Source organism: Aminobacterium sp. EBM-42 (genome assembly GCF_001896635.1).
Classification (GTDB): Bacteria; Synergistota; Synergistia; order Synergistales; family Aminobacteriaceae; genus Aminobacterium; species Aminobacterium colombiense.
The window spans coordinates 18711-42990 of sequence record NZ_MPPC01000003.1 but is presented as its reverse complement, the minus strand read 5'-3'; the positions used below and the strand labels follow the sequence as shown (position 1 = coordinate 42990).

The window sequence follows — 24280 nt, the reverse complement described above, 5'->3', positions numbered from 1 at the left end:
ATAATGAAGCAGTTGAAGAAAAAATCATTGATGATTGCGGGACTTTTGCTTTGCGCCCTTGTTCTTGGAACTGTGGCACAACCAGTTTGGGCTGCGAAATATACCTTTAAGCTTGGACATGCGGTAAGCGACCAGCATCCCTACCATCTTGGCGCAGTTCGTTTCAAAGAAGTTGTAGAAAAAGAAACCAACGGAGAAGTGGAAATTAATCTCTTCCCCAACAATCAGCTTGGTACAGGCGAAAGAGACCTTATCGAAGGGCTTCAGCTTGGGACTGTAGACATGGTTGTTTCTTCCACCGGTCCCATGAGCGGCTTTGAAAAGAAATTTATGATCTTTGACTTTCCTTTCCTCTTTAAGGATAAGGCACAGGCCTACTCCACTCTTGATGGAGAAATTGGACAGTACATTATGGGACTCCTTGAGAAGCAGGGCATTAAGGGACTGGCGTGGTATGAAAATGGTTTCCGACATCTTACAAACTCAAAACGTCCTGTCAACATGCCAGCAGATGCTCAGGGCTTAAAATTGAGAACTATGGAAAATAAAGTACAGATGGCTATTTGGCGGGCAGTAAAAGCTGATCCCACACCAATGGCCTGGGGTGAAGTGTTCACTGCTCTTCAGCAGGGTACTGTAGATGGACAGGAGAACCCAATACCTATAATTTACACACAGAAGATCTACGAAGTTCAGAAGTATGTTTCTCTCACCGGCCACGTTTTCTCTCCGTCAATGATTGTAATGGGCAAAGCAAAATTCGATAAGCTGCCTAAGGAATATCAGGAGCTTTTTCTAAAGGCTGCCCAGGAATCGGCTGTTTACGAGCGAGAGCAAATTACAAAAATGGAAGAAGAGCAGGTTGAGGAGCTTAAAAAACTGGGCATGGAGATCAATACACCTGATAAAGATGCTTTCCGAGAAGCCACAAAATCTGTTTATGACGAGTTCCGTGGAGAGCTTGGAGAAGACGCAAAGCTTCTTGATCAGATTCTTGCAGAGAACTAGAACTTAAGCCATTCATATGGGAAAGGGAGAAGGGGGTCCTCTTTCTTCTCCCTTTTTTGTCTGGCAGAAAGAAGGGGTTGTTTAGATCCGATGGAAAAAATACTCAATGGTGTAAACCGTATAGTGGAATACATCGTAAGCCTTCTGTTGATCGTAATGGTCATTGTTGTCTTTTTACAGGTTATATTCAGGTTTGTTCTTCACTCCTCTCTGCCGTGGTCAGAAGAAGTTTCCAGATACATTCTCATATGGATCTCTTTTCTTGGCGCCAGTATCGGCGTGAAAAGAGGGGCTCATATTGGAGTGGAAGTGGTAACAAACATATTGCCCCGTAAAATCAAAAAAGTTGTTGCATTTTTAGCGACTCTCTTTGCCACTGCCTTTTTTGCTATTATGGTGATCTATGGCCGCAGAATTCTCGGCATTGTTTCGAGCCAGTTGTCACCAGCCATGGAAATATCCATGGGAATTCCATACTCAGCGATTTTTACCAGTGGTGTGCTCATGTTCGTTTATTCTGTTGAGCAGGCCCTGGCAATTGCGACGGGAAGAAAGGGTGAAGCCAGATGACAGCAGTTCTCTTCGCCAGTCTTATCTTATTTTTTGTAATGAATGTGCCCATCGCCATTGCTATAGGTCTGGCTTCTGTTGCAGCCATTCTTTTTTCTGGGTCTATTCCGCCTATCGTAGTTGTTCAGAAGATGTTCACAGCTGCAGATTCCTTTCCTCTTATGGCTGTTCCTTTTTTCATCCTTGCCGGTTCATTGATGGAATTTGGGGGCATTTCAAGGCGGCTTGTAGAGTTTGCTAATTCCATTGTCGGGCGATTTTCAGGTGGTTTGGCTTTTGTGGCCATTACGGCAAGCATGTTCTTTGGTGCCATTTCCGGTGCCGCAGTAGCTACAGTAGCGGCAATTGGCACCATTCTGATTCCAGCTATGGTGCGGCGAGGCTATGACAAGCCTTTTGCTACGGCGGTTCAGGCTACAGCAGGAACTCTTGGGGTTATGATCCCCCCAAGTATCCCCATGATCATCTACGGCGTTCTTACGGGGGTATCTATAGGAGCACTTTTCATGGGCGGCATACTGCCAGGTATACTCGTCGGCCTTTCCCTCATGTTTGTAGCATGGCTTATCTCTCGAAAAAAAGGATATCGAGGGGATGAAAAATCTTCGCTAAATCGTATTTGGCAGACATTTAAACAGGCCATCCTCGCTCTCTTGATGCCAGTGATAATTCTTGGCGGTATTTACGGCGGGGTATTTACTCCTACAGAGGCTGCGGTAGTTGCTGTTGTGTATGGCTTTGTCGTGGGTTTTTTCATCTATCGCGAACTGAATTTGTCACAGCTTAAAGATATTCTTGTTACAACAGTAGTGGGAACATCCATGATCATGTTCATTATTGCCACATCCTCTGTCTTCAGCTGGATTCTTACCGCAGAACAGATTCCCCAGGTAGTGGCAAATGCCATTCTTTCCATATCGAAAAATCCCATTATCATTCTGGCCCTTATCAACTTGTTGCTCCTCTTTCTGGGAACCTTTATGGAAACAGTGGCAGCCATCATTATTTTGGTGCCGGTTTTGTTGCCCGTAATAACCCAGATAGGGGTCGACCCTCTCCACTTTGGGATCGTTTTAGTTGTGAACCTCGCCATAGGCATGGTTACGCCGCCCCTTGGGGTCTGTCTTTTCATCGGGTGCAGCATTGCGGATATCACTCTTGAAGATATTACCCGTGCCGTATGGCCATTTATCTTGATCATGATCGCAGATGTATTGCTTCTCACCTATTTGCCGTGGATATCAACGATTCTGCCGAGACTGACGGGACTCTATTAATATAAGGGCTCCGCAGTCATTTCGGTAGGTTGACAGATAGAAAAATCCACAATATAATGTGTTGAACTATTCAAATAATTCAGACGCAAAGGAGGGTTCCGAATGAAGCTAATGAAGAATCTCGTAGTTCAGTCTCTAGTAGCTCTACTTATAGTACTTATTATTAGCAGCGGATCCCCTCCTGGTGTGACTGGCATTTAATTGCCTCTACTCAGACACCAGAGCCGGGATCCGCTTTAAGCGGTTTCCGGCTTTTTTTATGGGTAAGGCAATTAACACAGAGAACGAGGTTCAATGAGAAAGAATAGGAAGGGGGAGGCTATCATGGTCAAAATGGGGAAAAAGGGCAAGATGCAGAGTGAAAAGAAAGCGGTAGTCTATGAAGTTGTGGATTCTATAGAAATGTTCAACTTGGAGGGGCTTCTCGAAGTTCGATGGAGAGGTCCTTTCGAAGGATACCGTTAGAAAGTGCGAATATTGTCATGAGCCCCTTGATACCGCAAGGATGCCCTTCGTTGAGAAGGGCTCTTTTTATGGTATTATCCAAGAGTCACCTTTAGACTACTCTTCATACATTTCCCATGGGCCCATCACTTTAAAGAAAATTCTGAACAGAGAAGGGGAGAAATAACGGTGAAATACGACGTTATTATTGTGGGATCAGGTCCAGCCGGAGTCTTTGCGGCCATGGAGCTGGTGAAAAGTGACAAAAAAGTACTAATCTTAGATAAGGGAAAACTTATAAAAGAAAGAAAATGCCCTATTCTTGAAGGACTTTCCCCTGTATGCGTCAACTGCAATTCATGTAATATCGTTTCTGGTTGGGGAGGTGCAGGCACAGCTTCAGATGGAAAACTCACCCTGACAACAGGATTTGGCGGAAACCTCGAAGAATGCATAGGGGAAGATGCTCTAGAAAACATGATCCGCTATGTAGACGATACTTTTGTAAGCTTCGGCGCTGATAAAAAGTATTACGAGCCAACGGGAGAAATTGTGAAAGATACCATACAAAAGGCAGCAAGTCGAGGAATAAAAATTATCCCGGCCAGAATTCGTCATATTGGCACCGATGCGTCCCGTATGGTTCTCAATAACATGTATGAAGAACTGAAAGAGAAATGCGACATTCTTATGAACACAGAAGTGAAGGAAGTTGTTGTCCACAGCGGAGTTGTCGAAGGAGTCGTCTTAAAGGATGGACAGGAAATAAACTCTGAGTACGTTATTTTAGCTCCAGGCCGGGAAGGAAGCTCGTGGCTCGAAGGAATTGTGAACAAATATAATTTGCCAATTGCTTCCATGCCTGTAGATATTGGAGTGCGAGTAGAGGTTTCGGATAGTATTTGCCAGGATCTTACAAAGCATTTCTACGAAGTGAAATGTCTATACAACACCCCTACCTTTGACGACAGATGCCGCACTTTCTGTATGAACCCTTCGGGGTTTGTGGTACACGAGTATAATAAGGCCCATGATCTGGTCACGGTGAATGGGCACAGCCTAAAGAATGTAAAATCTAAAAACACGAATTTTGCCATTCTTGTGACAAAAAACTTTACCCAGCCCTTCAATGATCCCATAGGCTATGCTACTCATATAGCCAAGCTGGCAAACATGTTGGCTGGCGGCGGTATTTTACTGCAGCGTCTTGGCGATTTGCGGGATGGCCGCCGTTCCACAGAGGCTAGAATAACGAGGGGAATGGTTAAACCCACAGCCCAGGCCCAGCCAGGCGACCTGAGCCTTGTTTTACCTCACCGTTTTTTAATTGACGTGGTTGAATTTATAGAAGCCCTTAATATCATTATGCCGGGCATCAATATGAATGATACTCTCCTTTACGGTGTGGAGATAAAGCTGTATTCCCTACGGCTTGAATTAAAAGAAACTCTTGAAACACCTACCATCCGAAACCTTTATATGGCTGGAGACGGCGCAGGGGTAAGCCGTGGAATTATACAGGCGGCATCAAGCGGCGTTGTAGCCGCCCGCTCAATTCTTTATCAAGGATAGCAGTGTTTCCTGTTACCTGATATATGTAACGACGCCCTCTTTACGTTTGGGGGCCCCATACTTATGGTCGGGATCTTTATATCCTAAGGCTATGCTGTAAAGGGCTTCATAGCCTTCAGGTACGCCTATGGCTTTCAGTTCTTCTGATGTGGCTACAGAAAAAAAGAAACCAGAAAAGCCGATCCAGCATGTTCCTATATTGAGGGATTCAGCGGCTATGAGCATGTTTTCTATCGCGGCGGAACAGTCTGCAATGGGTTTTAGCAGGGGGTCGGCATTTTTCTTTCCTGAAATGACAATAATAGCAGGGGCATGATAATAAATATGATACCCTTCTTTTTCCCCCATTTTACGTACCCACTCCACAGAATATTTTTTCATGAGAGCCACCGTTTTATCGCTGATCATGTCAATTAACTCTTTGTTTTGAATAACACTAAAATGCCACGGTTGATTATTATGCCCGCTAGGAGCCCAAGTGCCGGCTTCCACAATGAGCGAAAGCTCTTCGTCGTTTATTTGTAGTGGCAAGTAACGCCTGATGCTTCGTCGATTTTTAATGGTTTCAATCACGAGATTCATTATTAAATTCACTCCCCTCTATTGCATTTCTTGAATTTTTATTATAAACCAATGATACGTATATTAGTTTTGTATGAAAGGGTAAAAATAAAAAATTGCTCGAGCGAGAAAGGGGGAGATCGCATGACTGTTGACTTTTCAGCAGTATACATGGGAGTGGAATTAAAGAACCCGGTCATCGTAGGAGCGAGCGGCATTACATCAAACCTTGAAACGATTCGTCAAGTAGAAGACGCTGGGGCGGGCGGGATGGTGATCAAGTCTCTTTTTGAAGAACAGATTGCCCTGGAAGCCCTTGCGTTGGAGCACGAGTTAACAGACGATGATGAGCGTCATGCTGAAATGATTGCTCTTCATCCCGGGATTGCCCACGGGGGGCCAGAAGAACATCTCATGTGGGTGAAAAAGGTTGTGAAGGGAGCACGAATTCCTATTTTCGCAAGCTTGAATGCGGGGCAAAAAAGCGTATGGGTCGAATGGGCTGAAAAATTGAGTCAGACAGGAGTCCAGGGTCTTGAGCTTAACCTTTACATTATGCCTGTTGATAGCCATCTCAGCGGTGAAGATATTGAGAAGAAGCAATTCGCTATAGTGGAAGAAGTTTTACGTGTGGTTTCCATTCCAGTGGCAGTAAAAATCAGCCCATACTATACAAATCCTCTTCACGTTGTTTCTACCTTCGATAAAATAGGCGTAAAGGGGCATGTCCTGTTCAATAGTTTTTTCAATCCTGACATTGACCCTGATAAGCAGATGGAAATTCGGGATATTACCATGAGCCACGAAACTGATTCCCGCCTGCCCCTTCGTTTTATGGCCCTTCTTTACGGGGCAGTTGAGGGGTCGCTCTGTGCGAATCGGGGAATCTTTTCTGGAAGAGATGTGGTAAAAATGCTTCTTGCGGGGGCAGACTGTGTGCAGGTTGTCAGCACCCTCTACAAAAATGGCATTAATTCGCTGAAAACCATGATTGAGGACATAGAACAGTGGATGGATAAAAATGGTTATGAGGTTCTTGACGAATTTAAAGGCAAGCTAAGTAAAAAAAGAGCCCATGATCCCTACGCTTGGGAACGGGCCCAATATGTGGATATTTTAATGCGCCACGAATCGCCGTTTTTGTCCCGTCCAGAAATATAACAGGGTAATTTATGACGAGAAAGAGAAAGGCGGGAGCACTTTTTTGAGCCCCCGCCTTTCTTTATCAGTTTTTAAAGGCTTCAGTGCTGAGATATTTATCCCCCCGGTCGCAGGCAATGGTAACCACCGTATCATCAGGAGTAAACTGTTTGGCTGTCTGAATGGCTGCCCATACGTTGGCTCCTGTGGAAATGCCGCAAAAAAGACCATGGGTACGAGCAAGCCAGCGGGTTGTTTCGAGGGCGGCATCATCTTCCACGGTTTTAACCTCTGTCAATATCTCTTTCTTTAGAACGGCAGGAGCAAATCCGGCACCTATGCCCTGTATTTTATGAGGCCCGGCCTCTCCTCCGCTTAGAACAGGGCTGCCGGCAGGTTCTACCCCTACTATATGAATTGCCGGCCAGACTGCTTTGAGGATGGCTCCAGTTCCTGATATGGTGCCTCCCGATCCGATGCCCGCAACAAAAGCGGAAATGGGCCGCCCCTCCATATCTGTGAGAATTTCAGGGGCGGTAGTTACGGAATGAGCCCAGGAGTTTCCTGGATTACTGAACTGGTCAGGCATATAAGCACCGGGCGTTTCATCAAGTATATGTCGGGCCAGAGCGATAGCTCCCTTCATTCCTTCCGTAGCAGGGGAGAGATAGAGTTCCGCGCCATAGGCAGCCAAAATGGATCGACGCTCCTGGGACATGGATTCGGGCATGGTGAGAATCACTTTCAGTCCCAAAGCCTGTCCTAGCATGGCCAGGGCAATGCCAGTATTTCCAGACGTAGGCTCTACAATGACGGTGTCATCCCTGAGCAGCCCTTTTTCTTCTGCATGGCGAAGCATACCCCAGGCAGCTCTATCTTTTACAGAGCCTCCTATATTTGTCCCCTCCAGCTTGATGGCAATAGCGGCGCCTTTATCGCTGGGGCGAAAAACAAACAGAGGTGTGCGGCCGATACGTTTTCTCAAAGCAATCTGATCTGTTTTAAAGGCCATTCTACGCAGCCTCCTTTTTAAGGTAGTTTTTAAGTATCTCAAGTTCCTGTTCCAGCATTTCGATACGGTCAAGCAAAGCTCTGCTCGAAAGGGAAGTGTGTTGGTCGTGATGTTTAACACGGACATTAGCTGGAATTCCTACAACCGTTGAGCCAGCCTCCACATTTCTTACTACCACAGCTCCAGCTCCTATTTTGGCTCCTTCCCCTACTGTAATATTGCCAAGCAGCTTCGCTCCTGCTCCGATCATAACGTTATCATGCACGGTGGGGTGGCGCTTGCCACGTTCTTTCCCTGTTCCGCCCAACGTTACGCCATGGAATAGTTTTACGTTGTTTCCTACTTCCGCTGTTTCACCGATAACGATTCCCATTCCATGGTCGATGAAAAACCCCTTCCCGATTTTGGCCCCCGGATGAATCTCTATGCCTGTCAGCCACCGCATCACATGGCTCAAGAGCCGGGGTAAAAAGGGAATATGCAACGTTGTATGTAAAAAATGTATGATCCGGTGGACGAGAATAGCATGAAGGCCAGGGTAGCAAAAAATAACCTCAAGCCATCCCCATAGGCCTCCCTTAAAGGCAGGGTCGTTATCTTTCACTGCGCCGACATCGGCTTTTACCGTATTCCAAACCTCTACAAGTGAAGAAACAAATCTTTTCATTTATATGACACCTCCTGAAATTGAACTGATTTTCGTAACAGCAGCAGATACAGTCGCATTCCATAGGCATCACTTCCTTTCCTGTACAAAAAAAGCGGACTTGCCACTTTCGACAAGCCCGCTGTATATACATTCTCTACAATTATGGTATAGAACGAAGCATTTCTTTGGCTACAACGGGCATTATACCCACCGCAGCCTTTGTTGCGCTACGGGGAGACTGTTAGATCGTCCTCCCACAACAACATATATTCATAGCATTTATAACCAATAGAAATCTCCCCTTCCAAGAAGTAAACTATACGAAAGGCAATAAAATTTGTCAAGACAGGTCTAACCTAATTGCGCAAGGATGCTTTCTCCTACTAGAGAAGCAGTGCCTTCACCGCCAAACTCTATGGGCATCCTTTTAGTATCCGCACCTTTAAGAAAGACACAGACAGCTTTTTCTACGGAAGCCGCTGTCTCTTTTTCACCCAGATGATCGAGCAGAAGGGCGCCAGAAAGAATGGCAGCAATAGGATTTGCTTTTCCTGTGCCTGCAATATCAGGGGCAGAGCCGTGAATAGGCTCGAACATAGAAAGAGAATCACCAATATCCGCACCCGCGGCAACGCCAAGTCCTCCGGTTAGGCCGGCGAGGAGGTCGCTAACAATATCTCCGAACATGTTTGGAGCGAGGATGACATTGTAAAGGTCAGGCCTTCGAACAAGGTGGTAGCACATGGCATCAACATTGATGACAGAGACGCCTATGCCATGCTGTTTCGCTTCATCCTTTGCCACATCTTCCCAAAATCCGTATATCTGGGGAAGGGCATTTGATTTCGAAACAAGGGTGATAGCATCTTCTCCTCTTGATATGGCCGCTTCACAAGCATAGGCTGTAACTCTGCGAATTCCAGGCTCGGAGGCGATCCCCAGCTGGAAAGCTCCCTCTATTTTCCCTTTGAAGTCTCCTGTTAGTTTCCCATGAATGGAATAGAGCTTTCGTTTTGCGGCAAGGTCGAGATCTATATGGCCAGCCTCAGTTTTTCCGCCTATGCCAATGTAAAAATCCTCTGTATTTTCCCGAACAACGAGGGTGTCAAGGGTTTTACCGCCCTTGATCTCAATAGGCAGGGGAACTTTCGGATAGCTCTTTGCCGGCCGCAGGTTCACATACTGGTCGAAATGAAAGCGAAGGGTTAGTAAAATTCCACGCTCAAGGATGCCGGGCTTTACTCTGGGATCTCCCACGGCTCCTAAGAAGAGGGCATGGCATGAGGCCATTTCTTCTATAGCGGAGGAAGGAAGAGTTTCCCCAGTCCGAAGATAATAATCTGCGCCGAAAGGGTAATCCACCCATTCGATTGCAAAGTTCGATTTACTTCCAGCTGCTTCAAGAATCTTAGAAGCCTCTTTAATCACCTCGGGACCTATGCCGTCTCCTGCAATACGGGCAATAGAATATCTTTTAAAGCTCATTTTTTACCCCTCCCTGATTCCAGTTGCTTTCTAACGTAGGGGATAAGGCCGCCCTGTTCAATGAGTTCCTGCAAAAAGGGTGAGAAAGGAGTGACGGAAAAAACTTTTCCCTTCGTTTTGTTTTCGATGGTTCCCGCTTTGGTGTTAATTTCAATTTCGTCTCCTGTTTCAATAGAGTCCGCTGCTTCCGGGCATTCAAATATAGGAAGTCCCACATTGATGGCGTTTCGAAAGAAAATGCGGGCAAAAGAGGCGGCTATGACACAGCTGCATCCGGCTCCCTTAATGGCAAGAGGTGCGTGTTCCCGAGAAGAACCGCAACCAAAGTTCTCTTTCGCAACGATCATGTCTCCCGGGTTCACTTTTTTGCAAAAATCAGCATCTATATCCTCCATGCAATGTTTACCTAATTCTTTTTCATCGCTTGATGTAAGGTACCTGGCAGGTATGATGACATCTGTATCAATATGGTCGCCGTATGTCCAGGCTTTTCCTTTGAGAGTGCAGGTCATTTCTATTTTCCCTCCAGTCTGGTGAAAAATTCATGTGTTGCTATATCTCTTGGGTCGGTCAATTTGCCGGTTATCGCACTTGCTGCTGCCACAAGGGGACTCGCTAAAATAAGTTCGCTTTTTGAATGTCCCATTCGGCCGACGAAGTTTCGATTGCTTGTTGAAACGCACCGTTCCCCATTGGCAAGAATGCCCATATGCCCACCAAGACAGGGGCCGCAGGTTGGAGTACATACCACTGCCCCGGCATCTGCAAATATTTTGATATACCCTTTCTCCAGGGCCTGGTTATAAACTTCATAAGAAGCGGGAATCACAATACACCTCACATTGTCAGCCACTTTTTTCCCTTCCAGAAGAAGAGCGGCCATCTCGATGTCTCTGAATCTTCCATTGGTGCATGATCCGATAAAGACCTGATGGATATCGAAGGGCCGGCATGCTTTTACAGCCTTCACGTTATCTGGTGAGTGGGGTAGGGCCACAACAGGTTCCATATTGGTTACGTCGACAGTTTCTCTTCGTAAATAACTAGCCTGGGCATGGGGGTACAAAGGGGTGAAACGTCGACTTGCCCGCTTTGAAGCGTATTCAAGCATGGTCTGGTCAGGCACAAAGATACCGGCTTTCCCACCTGCTTCTACGGCCATATTGGCGATGGTAAAGCGATCATCCATGGGAAGGCAGGAAAGAGCTTCTCCTCCAAACTCAAGGGCCATGTAGCGGGCTCCTTGAACGCCGATTCGCCCCAAAAGGGCCAAAATCATATCTTTTCCCGTCACCCAGCCTGGCCTTTCCCCTACAAAATCGACTCTCAGCGTGGGAGGAACCTTTAGCCATGTTTCTCCCAAAGCCCATACAGCGGCGAGATCAGTGCTCCCCATCCCGGTGGAAAGGGCGCCAAGGGCCCCGCCGGTGCAAGTGTGGCTGTCAGCGCCGGTAACAATGTCTCCAGGGAGGATGTATCCCTGCTCCGGCAGAAAAGCGTGTTCAACGCCTACTCGGCCTACTTCCCAGTAGAGCGTTTTTTGTGATTGTGCAAATTCCTTCCCCTTCTTTGCCTGTTCAGCAGAGGCAATGTCCTTGTTTGGGGTGAAGTGGTCGGGCAGCACCGCACAACGACGGGGGTCAAACACCTTCTCTGCGCCCATAGCCTTGAATGACTGTATAGCCGGTGGGGTTGTAATATCATTGGCAAAGGCGAAATCTACTCTAACCTTGCAAATTTCCCCTTCTTGAGGGGAACCCGTACTGTGAGCTGCAATAATTGTACTAACCAGCGTTCTTGCCATAGATAGACACTCCTTTTGTGACTGCTTTTTGAAAAAGATGGTTTATGCCGTCAATATAGGCTTTGATACTTGCATCGATAACGTCTGTACTGGCTCCCCGGCCATTGACCACAAGTCCCTCAAACTGAAGAGTGATCCTGGCCTCTCCAATGGCATCAGAAGCCTCAGTTACAGAGCGGATGGAGTAATGCTCGAGTTTTGGCCGAAACCCTATGATTCGCTGAATGGCCGAATAGGCGGCGTCCACAGGCCCATTCCCAGTGGCGGCGTCAGAAAACACCTGGCCGTCATCTTCCAGGGAGATGGCAGCAGATCCCCAGCCTTTTCCAACATGGACATGAAAATTCTTGAGGATAATGCGCTTGCTTGCGGGGCCAGCGAGAATTTCATTGGTAATCATGGCTTCAATATCTTCTGATGTGATGATTTCTTTTCTGTCGCAAAGATCTTTGAAAAGGGCCATGGCCTCTGCAAGGCGATCTTCGGAAAGAGAGAAGCCCAGGTCTTCTACCTGTTTTTTGAAAGCGTGTTTTCCTGAATGTTTTCCAAGAACAAGGCGGCTTCCCGGCGCTCCGACATCTTCAGGGTTCATAATTTCGTAAGTGGCCTTGTTGCAGAGAACCCCATGCTGATGGATGCCTGCTTCATGGGCAAAGGCGTTGGCCCCGACTACGGCTTTATTCGGCGGAACCGCAAATCCGGTCATTCTAGAGACAAGGGAACTTACCGCCCATAAACGTTTTGTATCGAGGCCTGTCTCATATCTAAAACGGTCCTTTCTCGTGCGAAGGGCCATGACGATCTCTTCAAGAGAGGTGTTTCCCGCTCGTTCACCCAGCCCGTTTATTGTGCATTCCACCTGCCGGGCTCCGGCCTTAACAGCCGCAAGAGAGTTGGCGACAGCAAGCCCCAGGTCGTTGTGGCAATGGACCGACCATATTACATTCTGTATTCCTGTCGCTGCGATGACGGTTTTAACAAAGACTTCGAATTCCCCGGGTTCAGCATATCCTACGGTATCGGGGATATTGAGGGTGGTGGCCCCACACTCTACCGCGGTACGGAATACTTCAGCTAAAAAGGCGGGCTCGGAGCGGCTAGCGTCTTCTGCGGAAAATTCAACCCTTTCCATAAGGCTTCTGGCATACGACACCCCTTGACGAACCTCATTCAGAACTTCCTCAGGGGTCATTCTGAGCTTATATTCCATATGGATTGGGCTTGTGGCGATAAAAGTATGGATCATAGGGCGTGCTGCATTCTTTAAAGCTTCGTAGGCTGCACCAATGTCCGCCCTTTTTGTCCGGGCGAGCCCGGCGACGATAGAGGCTGAAACCTGATTGGCTACACATTTAACAGCTTCAAAGTCTCCAGAAGAAGCGGCGGGGAATCCTGCTTCAATAACATCAACCCTCATTTTTTCAAGCTGAAGGGCTATTTGAAGTTTCTCGTCTTTATTGAGGTTGATGCCCGCTGCCTGTTCTCCGTCCCTTAGTGTTGTGTCGAAAATACGAATCTGTTCTTGTGTGTTCATTTTTACATCTCCCTTCCGTTCATTCCTTTCCTTCTCTGGGAAAAAGAATAAAAAAAGGCCGGGACCCCTTTAAAAGAGGTCCCGGCCTGAGTATGCCAGAATGCAGCTATAAGGCTGCCGGCGTTCCAGGCAGGAACCAGCAACCGAGGAGGAGGGACAGAGAGGAAACAGCGTGCATATTTTTATTCTCATAACGTTCTTTCATTTGCGTTTCCCTCCTCATTTAGATTTGAAAATTTTTTTGGAATGGAGTCATTCTATGAAGAATGGCTCATTCTGTCAATACTATACTGTTTATTCCTCGACTCCCTGCACAAGAAGCCCTTTCAAATAGTTTGTTTCCGGAATCTCAAGGGCAATAGGGTGGTCTTCAGGCTGGTATCCTTCCCGCACTATGCGGAAAGCCTGTCTTCTATCTATGGCGGCATCTCTTAACACTTCGATAAGCATCTGTCTGCTGAAAGCATGGCTGCAGCAGAGATAAAGAAGCACTCCCTCAGGGCGAAGAAGGCGATAGGCGCGAAGAGCCAACTCCTTATAGCCTCGACGGGCAGATTCTATCTGGGCCTTGCCGGGCGAAAAGGGTGGGGGATCCATAATAATGATGTCGTAAAGTTTTTTCTCCCCCTCTAGTCGACGCAGCTCATCGAAGGCGTTACCATGACGAAGGTCGACATCTTTGGAGGAAAGGCCATTCATCTGTAGGTTCTCTCTATACACTGCAAGGGCTTCTTCCGATTGTTCCACAGCTGTGACAGATCGTGCTCCCCAATGAAGAGCATGAAGGCCAAAATGTCCCCGGAAGCAGAAACAGTCTAACACATCCGCTTCGGAAGAAATATTCTTAAAAAGAAATGGAAGATTTCGCACATCAAGATAAAGGCCTGTTTTCTGTCCCGCTAGAGGGTAGACCCGCTCCTTTATTTCTCCAAAGGAAATATCGATACAGTTTTGTGGGGGAAGCTTCCCCCATAGAAGGCGAATTTCCCTGGGAATGCCCTCCTGCTCAAGATAGCGGACATCATTTCGCAAAACAACCCCCTCAAGGGGAAGAAGGGCTAGAAGAGAATCTACTACCATGCTGCGATGTTTGTACCAGCCTGTAGACAGCAATTGCACACTGGCTATAGGTCCATATATGTCTACGATCAATCCTGGTAGTCCATCAGATTCACTATGAACCAAACGAAAGGCCTCAGCTTTGCTGAGCCACCGTTTACGAAAAGCGAGGCTTTTTTCTAGGCGAAAAGCGAGAAGTCTTTGAATGTCAGGTTTTTGAGAGCCGAAAGTAAGCACCCGTGTACAAAGAGAGCCAGCACTCCAAAATCCCCACCCTTCAATTCTTCCTCGATTGTTGTGAAGAGACACAAGATCCCCTGGTTCTGCCAGGGGTGATGAAGCCAGATGCCCCTTAAAGATCCAGGGATGTTTCTTGTTCAAGCGCTCAAGGCCGGTCTTGTTTACAATAGCGCCCTTTATCTTGTTCGTAGGATTTTTCACCATCTTTAATGGGGACCCACGAAGCAGGGCCCCCACATAATCTTTATTGCCCGTTACTAAATTATTATAGATGATTTTTAGGGCGATATCGTTGAAGCTTCGATAAGTTTTTGGAAACCCTTCCCCAATAGACCGATGCCGAACCGCCATAGTAGCGGCCCAGGGCCTTTTCGGCAGAGCCGTAGGCTCTGAGATACCTTGAAATAAGCAGGCATCCCGCAGCAATTCCCTTGTCGGCAGTATAAAGCTCTTTTTCACTATGGATACCGTTAGCCCGCAGCAAGTTTTCGTGTATCCTCCACGTTACTTGCATAACGCCAGCGGCTCCGTAAGAACTTCTTGCGTCAGGGTTAAAGTGACTTTCTGTGTTTGCTACAGCTACTACCAGATCAAGGGGTGCTCCGTATTTAGTGGAGTACCTCATAAAAGCAGCGGCTTCTTGTGCAGCTACATCTCTCGGAATGGCCGGATTTTGTTTCTGTATAAAATGCGTCAGCATGCTCATGGTTTTTATGGAATCCTGAATGGTATGAGAAAGGGAAATAAATGGGGTTGAATGTTTAGACAGGACTTCTGAAAAATGGTTGGTCACAAATCGACCTATCTGATAAAAAGATGCGGCGGCGGGTTCTGAAACCCAATCGTGAAGCTGAATTTTTTGGGACTGTATTGTCTCCTTTCTATTGCGGGGCATAAAACGTATATAACGATTTCCTGCAGTAAAGGCTATCAGCCCGGCCATGGAGAGCAGTAAAACAGTGAGGACCATCTTTTGAATGCTTTTCCTCAATCTGTTTCCCTCCTTTCAGAGTTCGGAAAATTAAAAGCCCTTCATGTTTTGGCATGAAAGGCAATAAGAGATTATATCCATCAAGAGGAGATGTGCAAGTTTTGTAGTTCCTTGTTAATTTGCTACAAATCATGTTATTGAAAACGTTCTTTTTTTAAAATACTGCGATTAATCTGAAAAAATGACGCAAAGCGTGTAGAATAAAGAGAAAAAAAGAACTAATTATGAAAGCATGAAGTATGTAGTATAATTTATACATAAATATTTCGCGTTGTCATTATCATTAATCTGATGTTTATAGGAGGCAAAAGGTTGCAATGAAGCTTTTAACTTTTAGTGGAGGGGCCCACCCTCCAGACAATAAACATTGGACATCCGAAAAACTTGTTGAAGACTTATTGCCCATGGGCGATCTCGTTTTTCCTATGGGTCAGCATATTGGGGCGCCCTGTAAGCCTATAGTTGAAAAAGGGGAACGGGTTCTTGTCGGGCAAAAAATAGGTGAACCCCAGGGGCCGGTTTCAGCTGCCGTATATTCAAGTGTTTCTGGTACGGTAAAGAATATCGCTGAATTGCCAACTCCTCCTGGCATGGATGTCATGTCAGTCGTAATTGAAAATGATGGCCTCTATGAAGAGGCGGAGCCTCTAATGTCCCGATCATTTGAGAATCTTGCTCCTGATGAGCTTCGAGACATTATAAAGGATGCAGGGATTGTCGGTATGGGTGGTGCATGTTTCCCCGCCCATATAAAATTGACACCTCCCGCAGATAGGCCCATAGACCACGTTATTATAAACGGCGCAGAGTGTGAGCCCTATCTTACTTCCGACTACCGCATGATGCTTGAGGAGCCAGATAAGATAGCGGAAGGCGCCCGCATCCTTCTACAAATATTCCCCCAGGCCCATCTGCATATGGCTATTGAAGATAACAAGCCGGAGGCCATAAGAAAAATGACAGAAGCATTTAAAGGAATAGACAGGGCTTCTGTGGATGTTTTGAAGACTAAATATCCTCAAGGCGGCGAAAAACAGTTGATATTTGCCGTTGCAGGGAGGGAAGTGCCCTCGGGCAAACTTCCTGCCGATGCCGGCTGCGTTGTAACTAATACCTATACTGTTTATGAGATTCGCAACGCTGTTGTGACCGGGCGAACGTCCCTTTCCCGGATAGTTACTGTTTCAGGAGACGCAGTTGCCACTCCCAAAAACCTGAGGGTCCGTCTGGGAACATGCTTCAGAGAGGTCATAGAGGCAGCGGGCGGTTTTGTTACGCCTCCTATCAAAGTGCTGGCTGGAGGCCCTATGATGGGAATGTCTATCAATAGTCTTGATGTGCCGGTGGTTAAGGGAACGTCGGGGATCATCGCTCTTTCAGAAAAGGCGGCTCCATTGAATGAAGAATACTCTTGCATCCGGTGCGGCCGATGTGTTGAGGCCTGTCCCATGGGACTTCTTCCCTTTAAGCTGAATGCTCTCTCTCTGAAGAGCGATTACATGGGTTTTAAGAATAATGGCGGAATGAACTGCATCGAATGTGGCTCCTGCTCCTTTATGTGCCCTTCCAAAAGGCATCTGGTGCAATCTTGCCGAGAGGCAAAGCGATCTGTCATAGCAGCCATGAAGAGAAAGGGGTAACGTGAAGGATGACTGAAAAAAAACTTGTAGTTGCATCATCTCCCCATTTTCGGGCCCATGCTACTGTGCAGACAATAATGGGCGATGTTCTTATTGCCCTTGCTCCAGCATTGGCAGCGGCGTTGTATTTTTTTGGATTTAAGGCTTTTACGGTTATAGCTGTTTGTGTTCTTGCCAGTGTTGTTTCAGAAGCTGCATGGCAAAAACTAATGGGGCATCCCCAAACAATTAAAGATTTAAGCGCCGTGGTAACAGGGCTTCTTCTAGCCTTTAACCTCCCCCCCACAGTTCCTCTTTGGCTTGCCGCTTTCGGGAGCATATTTGCCATTATTGTGGTGAAGCACTTTTTTGGGGGGATCGGACAAAATATAGTTAACCCCGCCCTTGCTGCCCGTGCGATGCTTTTAGCCTCGTGGCCGGTGGCGATGACGACCTGGGCCGTCGACGGAATGACAACGGCAACACCCCTCGCTTTGTTAAAAGAGGGGACTGTTGCAATCCTTCCGACCCTTAGCGATGTTTTTATAGGCCATGTGGGGGGATGTTTAGGAGAGACCTCGGCATTGGCCCTTTTGCTTGGCGGCGCCTATCTTCTCTGGCGAAAGGTGATCAGTTGGCACATCCCTGTTATATATATTTCCACTGTCTTTGTCCTTACAGCGCTATTGGGACGGGAGGGCTGGATGACGGGAAATCCACTTTATGAGATCTTTCTTGGAGGGTTGATGGTGGGAGCCTTTTTTATGGCTACCGATTACACCACCTCTCCAATGACAAAAAAGGGGCAAGTCATATTTGCTTCGGGTTGCGGTATTCTAACAACCCTTATTAGGTTATACGGGGGATACGCAGAAGGCGTTTCATATTCGATTCTCATAATGAACCTTTTTGTTCCCCTCATTGACAGGGTAACTGTTCCACGGATTTTTGGAGAGGTGAGATAAAAGTGAAGAACATATGCAAACTAGGAGTTATTCTTTTTATAATAACAGCTTCCGCAGGGTTTCTTCTTGGAGGAATCCATGGAGTTACGGAAGAGCCCATTGCCCGCCTTCTTGAAAAGGAAAAACTTGACGCCATGAGATCCACTCTCCCTACAGCGGAAGAATTTAAGCGAATCAGCCCGATTATTTCTGCTCAAAGCATAATTCACGAAGTGAACGCTGGCTACAGCAATGGGAAAATCGTAGGCTACAACATAAAGATCTCTCCCAAAGGATATGGGGGAGTGATTGACATGATGGTGGGCGTTTCCATAGACGGCACCCTTCGAGGGATTCAGATTCTCTCTCATGCTGAAACTCCGGGATTAGGTGCGGAAGCGGGAAAACCAGCCTTCTCAAACCAGTTCGTGGATCGACAGAGCGAGGGGATAGCCTTGGTGAAGGGAAAACCTTCTAAAGACAATGAAATACAGGCGCTGACAGGAGCTACTATCACGTCAAAGGCTGTGACTGATGGCGTAAATGAGGCATTGGCCTTTTTCCGATCCAGTCTAAAGGGGGAAGGGGCATAATGGGAATGGTTTTAGAGAGGCTCAAAAACGGAATAATAAAGAACAATCCCATCTTTGTGCAAGTTATTGGAATGTGCCCAACCCTTGCTGTAACAACGAGTGCAGAAAATGGCCTTGCAATGGGTCTTGCAGCTACGGTCGTTCTCATGGGGTCCAATATGGCTATCTCAGCTTTAAAGCGATTTATCCCTGACGAAGTGAGAATTCCGGCATTCATTATTATTATTGCTACCTTTGTGACCCTCATTCAATTTTTTATGCAAGCATTCCTTCCAGGGCTGAATAAAGCTTTAGGGATATTTATTCCACTTATAGTGGTTAACTGCATTATTTTGGGCCGGGCAGAAGCCCATGCATCAAAAAATAGTGTAGTGTCCTCTCTTTTTGATGCCATTGGCATGGGCCTTGGCTTTACATTAGCCTTGGTTGTTCTCGGTTCCATCCGCGAACTTTTAGGTTCTGGATCTCTATTTGGGGCCCAGCTCCTTCCAGCAGGGTATAGCCCAGCCCTTATTATGATTCTTGCGCCAGGTGGTTTTTTAACCCTCGGGATACTTATGGCCCTTATAAACTACATAAACACGAGAAGAAAAAAAGAGAACAAGAGAATAAGCCATTTCGCTGATGCGTAAAGTTTAGTTGTAAAGGGGAAATTCAGATGAGCTTCTTTGCCATATTTATTGATGCTTTTTTAGTTCATAATATTGTTCTTTCAAGGTTTTTAGGAATTTGTGCCTTCCTTGGCGTTTCTAACAGCGTGGCAACAGCCGTGGGAATGGGGCTCGCTGTTGTATTTGTTACGACGTTTTCCTCCCTCATGACATGGATCGTATATAATCTTATCCTTGTACCTTTGGGTATTACCTATCTCTATACATTGGCCTTTATTCTCGTTATCGCGGCTCTTGTCCAGTTTGTGGAGATGGTGGTTCGAAAAAAGTGGGAATCTCTTTACTGGGCTCTTGGCATTTACCTGCCTCTCATCACGACGAATTGCGCTGTATTGGGTGTAGCGGTTATCAATATGAATGAAGGATACACCTTGCTCCAGGCCATAGCCCATTCCCTTGGCGCCTCCCTCGGTTTTTTGCTTGCTATTGTTTTAATGTCAGGCTTGCGAGAGCGGTTTCAGGACAATACGAATATGCCCAAAGCATTGCGTGGCTTGCCCATAAGTCTTGTCACTGCGGCTTTAATGTCCATAGCATTTTTAGGCTTTAACGGATTGTTTTCCTAGGAAGGAGGCGCAGAATGATAAATTCTCTTATTTACCCCGCGCTAAGTCTTGGGGGATTAGGATTGTTTTTTGGGTTATTGCTGGGGTTTTCAGCCAGAAAGTTTGCGGTACAGGTTGATCCTAGAATTGCTCGGATCAAAGATGCTCTGCCGGGAGGAAACTGTGGAGGGTGTGGGTATGCGGGTTGTGACGCCTATGCTTCAGCTGTTGTTTCCGGGCAGGCGGCCCCTAATAAATGTACGGCAGGGGGGGCCGAAACAGCTGAGAAAATTGCAGCCATCCTCGGTGTTGATGCTGGAAGTTTTGTTCAAAAAGTTGCCTTTGTAAAATGTGCCGGTTCCAGGGCCAAAGCGAAAGAGATATCTCTTTACGAAGGGGTGCTCGATTGCAGAAAGGCCACTGTAGTGCCGGGAGGCGGGACTAAAGCGTGTAAAAATGGATGTCTGGGATTTGGAAGCTGTGTTACCGCCTGTGCTTTTGATGCAATATCAGTGGAAGACGGGGTTGCCGTAGTGGACGAAAGCCTTTGTACCGGTTGCGGAGCCTGTGTAGCGGCCTGTCCCCGTGACGTGATTACTCTTATCCCCGCCGATCAGGCAATGCGGGTGCTGTGTAATTCTACCAAGAAGGGAGCAGGTGTAAAGAACATCTGCGCAGTGGGATGTATCGGATGCGGACTCTGCGCGAAGCTATGTCCTTCCCAGGCCATCACGATGAAAGATAATTTGCCTGTCATAAATCCGGACCTTTGCACGGGATGTAAAATCTGTGCCATGAAGTGCCCCGCGCGGGCCATTGTCATTGTTGAAGGATGAAAAAGAAAAACAGCTGGCAGGCTAAAGTGAGATTAACAAGTTCCGGGGAAGGTTAGAGAATCCCCGGAACTTGTTTTATGCGACTGCTGAGAAGTGAAGCCAAAAAACCTGTACCGTATCCCGTAATAACGCCTGATACAAGAAGTACGGGCAGGTAGAGGAAGACATAGAGATTTTGAATTATAAGTACGATGACAATAAGCTGTCCAATGTTGTGGCTTATAGCTCCAGCAATGCTTATATAAGGCAGCGTAACCGATTCTTTAAAGCGCCTATGAAGTTCTATCATAACGAGGCAGCTTAAAAGCCCTCCGGTAAAGCTGCAGAGGAAAGAAATAGCATTCCCTGTGAAAAAGGCCCCTAGCCCAACGCGAAGGAGCGTCACCATAAGGGCTTCTTTCCATCCGTACAGGTCCAGGGCCATAAGGGTGATAATATTGGCCAGGCCCAGCTTTATGCCGGGAAAAACCATGGGGATCTGGGCTTCTGCCACATGGATGGTAAGAGCTAGCCCTACGAGAAGCCCTATGACGATCATGGCCTTTAACTTCGCTCTTAGCATAGAGACTCCTTCTTTCTAATGAGATAGTGCATCAGGTCCCTCGCCAGCGGGACCGATGATGGTTATAGAGAGCTTATAGGGCAGGCAAACTGCCGTTTCCCCAGGCCTTGATAGCCAGCCTGTCTTTACACACTGCTGATGAGGACAGGTAGCTTCAAGAAAACGAATTCTTCCAGGCTCAATTCTGATGACACTCTGTTCTTCACCCTTGTGGATGACCCAGTCTTCAGAGGCGAGAATATCCTTAAGGGAGATCTCCCGCAATTTCTCGCCGTTTTGCTCTACAAGTGCCACAGGTTTATTTTTGTTAAGGTGGCTTCTATAGAGCAAATTCCCGGCAGAGCTTAAAACTAGAAGAAATAGCACGGCGGTCAGAATAATTTTATTTCCCTTTTTCATAGGTATATTCCTTGTTGGTCAGTTTAAAAAAATCATCCATTCCAGCAGTGCCGTAAATCTTTTTTTCTTTTGTCACCACAAGGGCTTCCACTCCTTCAATGGAGCTCGCAAGCTTCAATCCCTCTTCTTTTCCCAGAACAAAAAGGGCAGTGGAAAGAGCATCGCCGTCGATCGATCGATCTGAAAGAATAGTAACGCTTAAAAGGCCCGATTCAGCAGGATATCCTGTGGCTGGATCAAAGATATGGTGATAACGTTTTCCATCTTTTTCAAAAAAACGTTCGTAATTACCAGATGTTACCACCGATTTATTTGAAACTCTAAGAACCCCCAGATATTGCCCCCTGGGCTCTAGCGGGTTCTGAACCCCTACGTTCCAGAGAGTGCTGTCTGGTTTGGTCCCAAGGACGAAAATATTTCCTCCTAAATCGACCAAAGCACTTTTTATACCTTTTCTTTTTAGAATAGCAACAACTTCATCTGCTGCATACCCCTTGGCGATTCCTCCCAAATCAAGATGTTGACCCGAACGGGGAAGACGAATGCTCATATTTTTTCTATCTAGTTGAACCTCTTCATAGCCAATAAGCGAAACAGCGTTGGCTATCTCCTCTTCTGAAGGAAGACGTTCTTCTGGTGTTCCTATTCCCCAGAGATTAACTAACCCCCCAATAGTTGGCTCAAAGGTTCCAGAACTTTTATAGGCATAGTCAATGGCCTTTTCGACAACATAGAACGTATCTTCGTGAACAGGTACAAATGAAGAGCCAGAGGACACATTAACCTTGTAAATATCTGAGTTAGGATCGTGTGTCGACATATGAACTTCGATATCGTGAATGCGTGACAAGGCTTTTTCGAGAGCTTGGTTTGCATCTTTGCCCCAAATCTGAAAGTGGAGAATGGTACCTAGAGCGTAGCTTGTTTGTTCCAAAGGATGAGGCCTCTTAACCGACTTCATGAAAAAGATTGCAAGAAAAAGTATTATGCCAAGAATGACTGCCAAAAAAACTTTTTTCAAAATCCGCACCTCTATTGTTTCTGAATTCTTGTGCTCTTTATTGTACGTGGATTGGATGAATATGGCTACTTAATAACAAAAAAACTCTAAAAGCCCTCTGCCGCTTCTTCTATGAAGCAAGTCTTTTGCAACTTCTTTCCAAAAGAAACGTAACGATCAGAGTGTTGTTACTGTTTTTATTGCAAATATTAATTATTCCATTTTATATATAATTATACATAAACAAATATATTTTTATATTTAAACTTTTTCTATTTACTTTGACTTTGTTATCAAAATAACATATTCTATATTTAGAAGTTGTTTGCATTCTTTATACAATATATGCATAGGGAGGTATTTGCCGTGGAAGTAATTGACGTTATAAGAAGTGTTAATAATGTTCTGTGGGGTTACGTTCTTATTTTCCTTCTTTGCGGAACTGGTGTTTATTTTACTTTTCGCCTTAATTTTGTTCAAATACGCAAATTTGGAGTTGTCTGCAAAAATGCTTTTGGCGGTATAACCCTTTTCGGAGAAAAAGCCGGAAAAGAGGGAATGTCATCTTTTCAATCTTTGGCTACAGCTATAGCTGCACAAGTTGGAACTGGAAACCTTGCCGGAGCTGCTACGGCCATTGCTTCCGGGGGGCCGGGAGCAATATTCTGGATGTGGATCAGCGCCTTCTTTGGTATGAGCACCATTTTCTCTGAGGCCGTACTTGCTCAAACATATAAAGAGAAAGACATTGACGGTCAGATCGTTGGAGGCCCTGCCTATTATATTAGTCGAGGTTTCGGAAGCAAGGGATTAGCTGTTTTCTTCGCTATCGCAATTATTATTGCTCTTGGTTTTATAGGAAACATGGTTCAGTCAAACTCTATAAGCGATGCTTTCCAGACAGCATTTAATCTTCCCGCTCTCTATGTCGGAATTGCTCTTGCAATCTTGGCTGGGCTCATTTTCTTTGGCGGCATCAGCCGCATCGCTTCTTTTACAGAGAAGGCCGTTCCTATTATGGCTCTTATGTATCTTATTGGCGGTGTTGTTGTCCTCGCAATGAATGTTGATGCTATTCTACCGGCCATAAAGATGATTTTTTACGGAGCCTTTAATCCGAAAGCCGCTACGGGAGGAATTATCGGCGTAGGTGTAAAAGAAGCGGTTCGTTACGGTGTTGCGCGCGGGCTCTTTTCCAATGAAGCTGGTATGGGATCCACTCCTCATGCTCACGCTGTTGCTAAAGTAAAACACCCTGCACAACAGGGATTAGTTGCCATTATGGGAGTGTTTATCGATACATTCATCGTTCTTAACATAACAGCTTTTGTCATTCTTACAACAGGTGTTCTTGACGGTAAGACAACGGGAATAGCTTTAACTCAGGCTGGTTTTACTCAAGCCCTCGGAGGATTTGGAAATATCTTTGTAGCTATTTGCCTGCTTTTCTTTGCCTTCTCAACTATTATCGGTTGGTACTTTTTCGGAGAAGCGAATATCCGCTACTTATTTGGAATCAAGGGATTAACTCCTTATCGAATTCTCGTTATGATTTTCATCGTTATCGGGTCAACTATGAAAGTAGATCTTGTCTGGGAGCTTGCTGATACCTTTAACGGCTTGATGGTTATCCCCAACCTTATTGCCGTCCTTGGTTTGGCTAAAGTTGTATCGAAAGCTCTCGATGACTATGACAACGATGGAATGCTGAAGAGTAGCAAGTAGAACCAATTAGATTCACTTTCCCACAGACATTCTATTTTGG

General features: G+C 46.1%; 25 protein-coding genes. 13 read left to right on the top strand and 12 right to left on the bottom strand.

The genetic code is table 11. The features are described 5' to 3' along the window. The first annotated feature begins 3 nt into the window (after positions 1 to 3). The 5 genes from BUC50_RS00235 (at position 4) to BUC50_RS00215 (ending at position 4871) form a co-directional block, all read left to right on the top strand. On the top strand, positions 4 to 1008 hold the full coding sequence (locus tag BUC50_RS00235) for a TRAP transporter substrate-binding protein (RefSeq protein ID WP_273015239.1): 1005 nt from the start codon (positions 4 to 6) through the stop codon (positions 1006 to 1008). A 90-nt stretch (positions 1009 to 1098) separates the two neighbouring features. After that, positions 1099 to 1578: a TRAP transporter small permease gene (locus BUC50_RS00230; RefSeq protein WP_273015238.1), complete on the top strand. Its 480-nt coding sequence runs from the start codon at positions 1099 to 1101 to the stop codon at positions 1576 to 1578. After that, complete coding sequence (locus tag BUC50_RS00225) at positions 1575 to 2855, top strand: TRAP transporter large permease (protein WP_273015237.1); 1281 nt, start codon at positions 1575 to 1577, stop codon at positions 2853 to 2855. The genes BUC50_RS00230 and BUC50_RS00225 overlap by 4 nt, the downstream gene beginning before the upstream one ends. 324 nt (positions 2856 to 3179) lie before the next feature. Beyond that, entirely contained in the window at positions 3180 to 3320 is a 141-nt protein-coding gene (locus BUC50_RS00220; protein ID WP_273015236.1) for a hypothetical protein, read from the top strand. Between the two features lie 168 nt (positions 3321 to 3488). Continuing rightward, positions 3489 to 4871: an NAD(P)/FAD-dependent oxidoreductase gene (locus tag BUC50_RS00215; RefSeq protein ID WP_273015235.1), complete on the top strand. Its 1383-nt coding sequence runs from the start codon at positions 3489 to 3491 to the stop codon at positions 4869 to 4871. A gap of 12 nt (positions 4872 to 4883) precedes the next feature. On the opposite strand, the gene BUC50_RS00210 is transcribed toward BUC50_RS00215, so the two are convergent. Next, entirely contained in the window at positions 4884 to 5453 is a 570-nt protein-coding gene (locus BUC50_RS00210) for a nitroreductase family protein (RefSeq protein ID WP_213700918.1), read from the bottom strand. 123 nt (positions 5454 to 5576) lie between these two features. Between BUC50_RS00210 and BUC50_RS00205 the strand changes: the two genes are divergently transcribed. After that, entirely contained in the window at positions 5577 to 6593 is a 1017-nt protein-coding gene (locus BUC50_RS00205) for a dihydroorotate dehydrogenase-like protein (RefSeq protein WP_273015234.1), read from the top strand. 64 nt (positions 6594 to 6657) lie between these two features. On the opposite strand, the gene cysK is transcribed toward BUC50_RS00205, so the two are convergent. The 8 genes from cysK to BUC50_RS00165 form a co-directional block, all read right to left on the bottom strand. Next, the gene (gene cysK, locus BUC50_RS00200) at positions 6658 to 7584 is read right to left on the bottom strand and encodes a cysteine synthase A (RefSeq protein WP_273015233.1); all 927 of its coding nucleotides are present in this window, start codon (positions 7582 to 7584) and stop codon (positions 6658 to 6660) included. Position 7585: 1 nt separating this feature from the next. Beyond that, the gene (gene cysE, locus BUC50_RS00195) at positions 7586 to 8251 is read right to left on the bottom strand and encodes a serine O-acetyltransferase (protein WP_213700924.1); all 666 of its coding nucleotides are present in this window, start codon (positions 8249 to 8251) and stop codon (positions 7586 to 7588) included. 333 nt (positions 8252 to 8584) lie between these two features. Beyond that, positions 8585 to 9718: an isocitrate/isopropylmalate dehydrogenase family protein gene (locus BUC50_RS00190; RefSeq protein WP_273015232.1), complete on the bottom strand. Its 1134-nt coding sequence runs from the start codon at positions 9716 to 9718 to the stop codon at positions 8585 to 8587. Next, positions 9715 to 10230, bottom strand: coding sequence for a 3-isopropylmalate dehydratase small subunit (locus BUC50_RS00185; protein WP_286677029.1), 516 nt, complete (start codon positions 10228 to 10230; stop codon positions 9715 to 9717). The genes BUC50_RS00190 and BUC50_RS00185 overlap by 4 nt, the downstream gene beginning before the upstream one ends. A 2-nt stretch (positions 10231 to 10232) precedes the next feature. Continuing rightward, positions 10233 to 11522, bottom strand: a complete 1290-nt coding sequence (locus BUC50_RS00180; protein WP_286677028.1) for a 3-isopropylmalate dehydratase large subunit — start codon at positions 11520 to 11522, stop codon at positions 10233 to 10235. Beyond that, positions 11503 to 13056, bottom strand: a complete 1554-nt coding sequence (locus tag BUC50_RS00175) for a 2-isopropylmalate synthase (protein WP_273312674.1) — start codon at positions 13054 to 13056, stop codon at positions 11503 to 11505. The genes BUC50_RS00180 and BUC50_RS00175 overlap by 20 nt, the downstream gene beginning before the upstream one ends. Before the next feature lie 294 nt (positions 13057 to 13350). Next, entirely contained in the window at positions 13351 to 14706 is a 1356-nt protein-coding gene (locus BUC50_RS00170) for a class I SAM-dependent rRNA methyltransferase (protein ID WP_286677027.1), read from the bottom strand. Then, entirely contained in the window at positions 14621 to 15346 is a 726-nt protein-coding gene (locus BUC50_RS00165; RefSeq protein ID WP_213700372.1) for a transglycosylase SLT domain-containing protein, read from the bottom strand. The genes BUC50_RS00170 and BUC50_RS00165 overlap by 86 nt, the downstream gene beginning before the upstream one ends. A gap of 317 nt (positions 15347 to 15663) precedes the next feature. On the opposite strand from BUC50_RS00165, the gene rsxC reads away from it, so the two are divergent. The 6 genes from rsxC to BUC50_RS00135 are packed head-to-tail and all read left to right on the top strand — an operon-like array spanning position 15664 to position 20554. Then, positions 15664 to 16986: an electron transport complex subunit RsxC gene (gene rsxC / locus BUC50_RS00160; RefSeq protein ID WP_273312677.1), complete on the top strand. Its 1323-nt coding sequence runs from the start codon at positions 15664 to 15666 to the stop codon at positions 16984 to 16986. A gap of 8 nt (positions 16987 to 16994) precedes the next feature. Next, positions 16995 to 17930: an RnfABCDGE type electron transport complex subunit D gene (locus tag BUC50_RS00155; RefSeq protein ID WP_273015476.1), complete on the top strand. Its 936-nt coding sequence runs from the start codon at positions 16995 to 16997 to the stop codon at positions 17928 to 17930. A 2-nt stretch (positions 17931 to 17932) separates the two neighbouring features. Further along, positions 17933 to 18502, top strand: a complete 570-nt coding sequence (locus BUC50_RS00150; RefSeq protein WP_213700369.1) for an RnfABCDGE type electron transport complex subunit G — start codon at positions 17933 to 17935, stop codon at positions 18500 to 18502. Next, positions 18502 to 19134 (top strand): electron transport complex subunit RsxE, encoded by a 633-nt coding sequence (gene rsxE / locus BUC50_RS00145; protein ID WP_013047522.1) that lies wholly within the window; start codon positions 18502 to 18504, stop codon positions 19132 to 19134. Before BUC50_RS00150 ends, rsxE begins: the two co-directional genes overlap by 1 nt. Positions 19135 to 19160: 26 nt before the next feature. Beyond that, positions 19161 to 19739 carry an electron transport complex protein RnfA gene (locus BUC50_RS00140; RefSeq protein WP_013047523.1) on the top strand — a complete coding sequence of 193 codons (579 nt, stop codon included), beginning with the start codon at positions 19161 to 19163 and terminating at the stop codon, positions 19737 to 19739. A 14-nt stretch (positions 19740 to 19753) separates the two neighbouring features. Beyond that, positions 19754 to 20554, top strand: coding sequence for an RnfABCDGE type electron transport complex subunit B (locus BUC50_RS00135; RefSeq protein ID WP_013047524.1), 801 nt, complete (start codon positions 19754 to 19756; stop codon positions 20552 to 20554). A 52-nt stretch (positions 20555 to 20606) separates the two neighbouring features. Here BUC50_RS00135 and BUC50_RS00130 read toward each other — a convergent pair whose 3' ends face one another. The 3 genes from BUC50_RS00130 to BUC50_RS00120 are packed head-to-tail and all read right to left on the bottom strand — an operon-like array spanning position 20607 to position 22545. Further along, positions 20607 to 21116 (bottom strand): Gx transporter family protein, encoded by a 510-nt coding sequence (locus tag BUC50_RS00130; RefSeq protein WP_013047525.1) that lies wholly within the window; start codon positions 21114 to 21116, stop codon positions 20607 to 20609. A gap of 15 nt (positions 21117 to 21131) precedes the next feature. Continuing rightward, on the bottom strand, positions 21132 to 21515 hold the full coding sequence (locus BUC50_RS00125; RefSeq protein WP_013047526.1) for a NusG domain II-containing protein: 384 nt from the start codon (positions 21513 to 21515) through the stop codon (positions 21132 to 21134). After that, on the bottom strand, positions 21499 to 22545 hold the full coding sequence (locus BUC50_RS00120; RefSeq protein WP_448807515.1) for an FAD:protein FMN transferase: 1047 nt from the start codon (positions 22543 to 22545) through the stop codon (positions 21499 to 21501). Before BUC50_RS00120 ends, BUC50_RS00125 begins: the two co-directional genes overlap by 17 nt. A 336-nt stretch (positions 22546 to 22881) precedes the next feature. Between BUC50_RS00120 and BUC50_RS00115 the strand changes: the two genes are divergently transcribed. Beyond that, a complete protein-coding gene (locus tag BUC50_RS00115) occupies positions 22882 to 24240 on the top strand; it encodes an alanine/glycine:cation symporter family protein (RefSeq protein WP_013047528.1) in 1359 nt (452 codons plus the stop codon). The last annotated feature ends 40 nt before the right edge of the window (positions 24241 to 24280 follow it).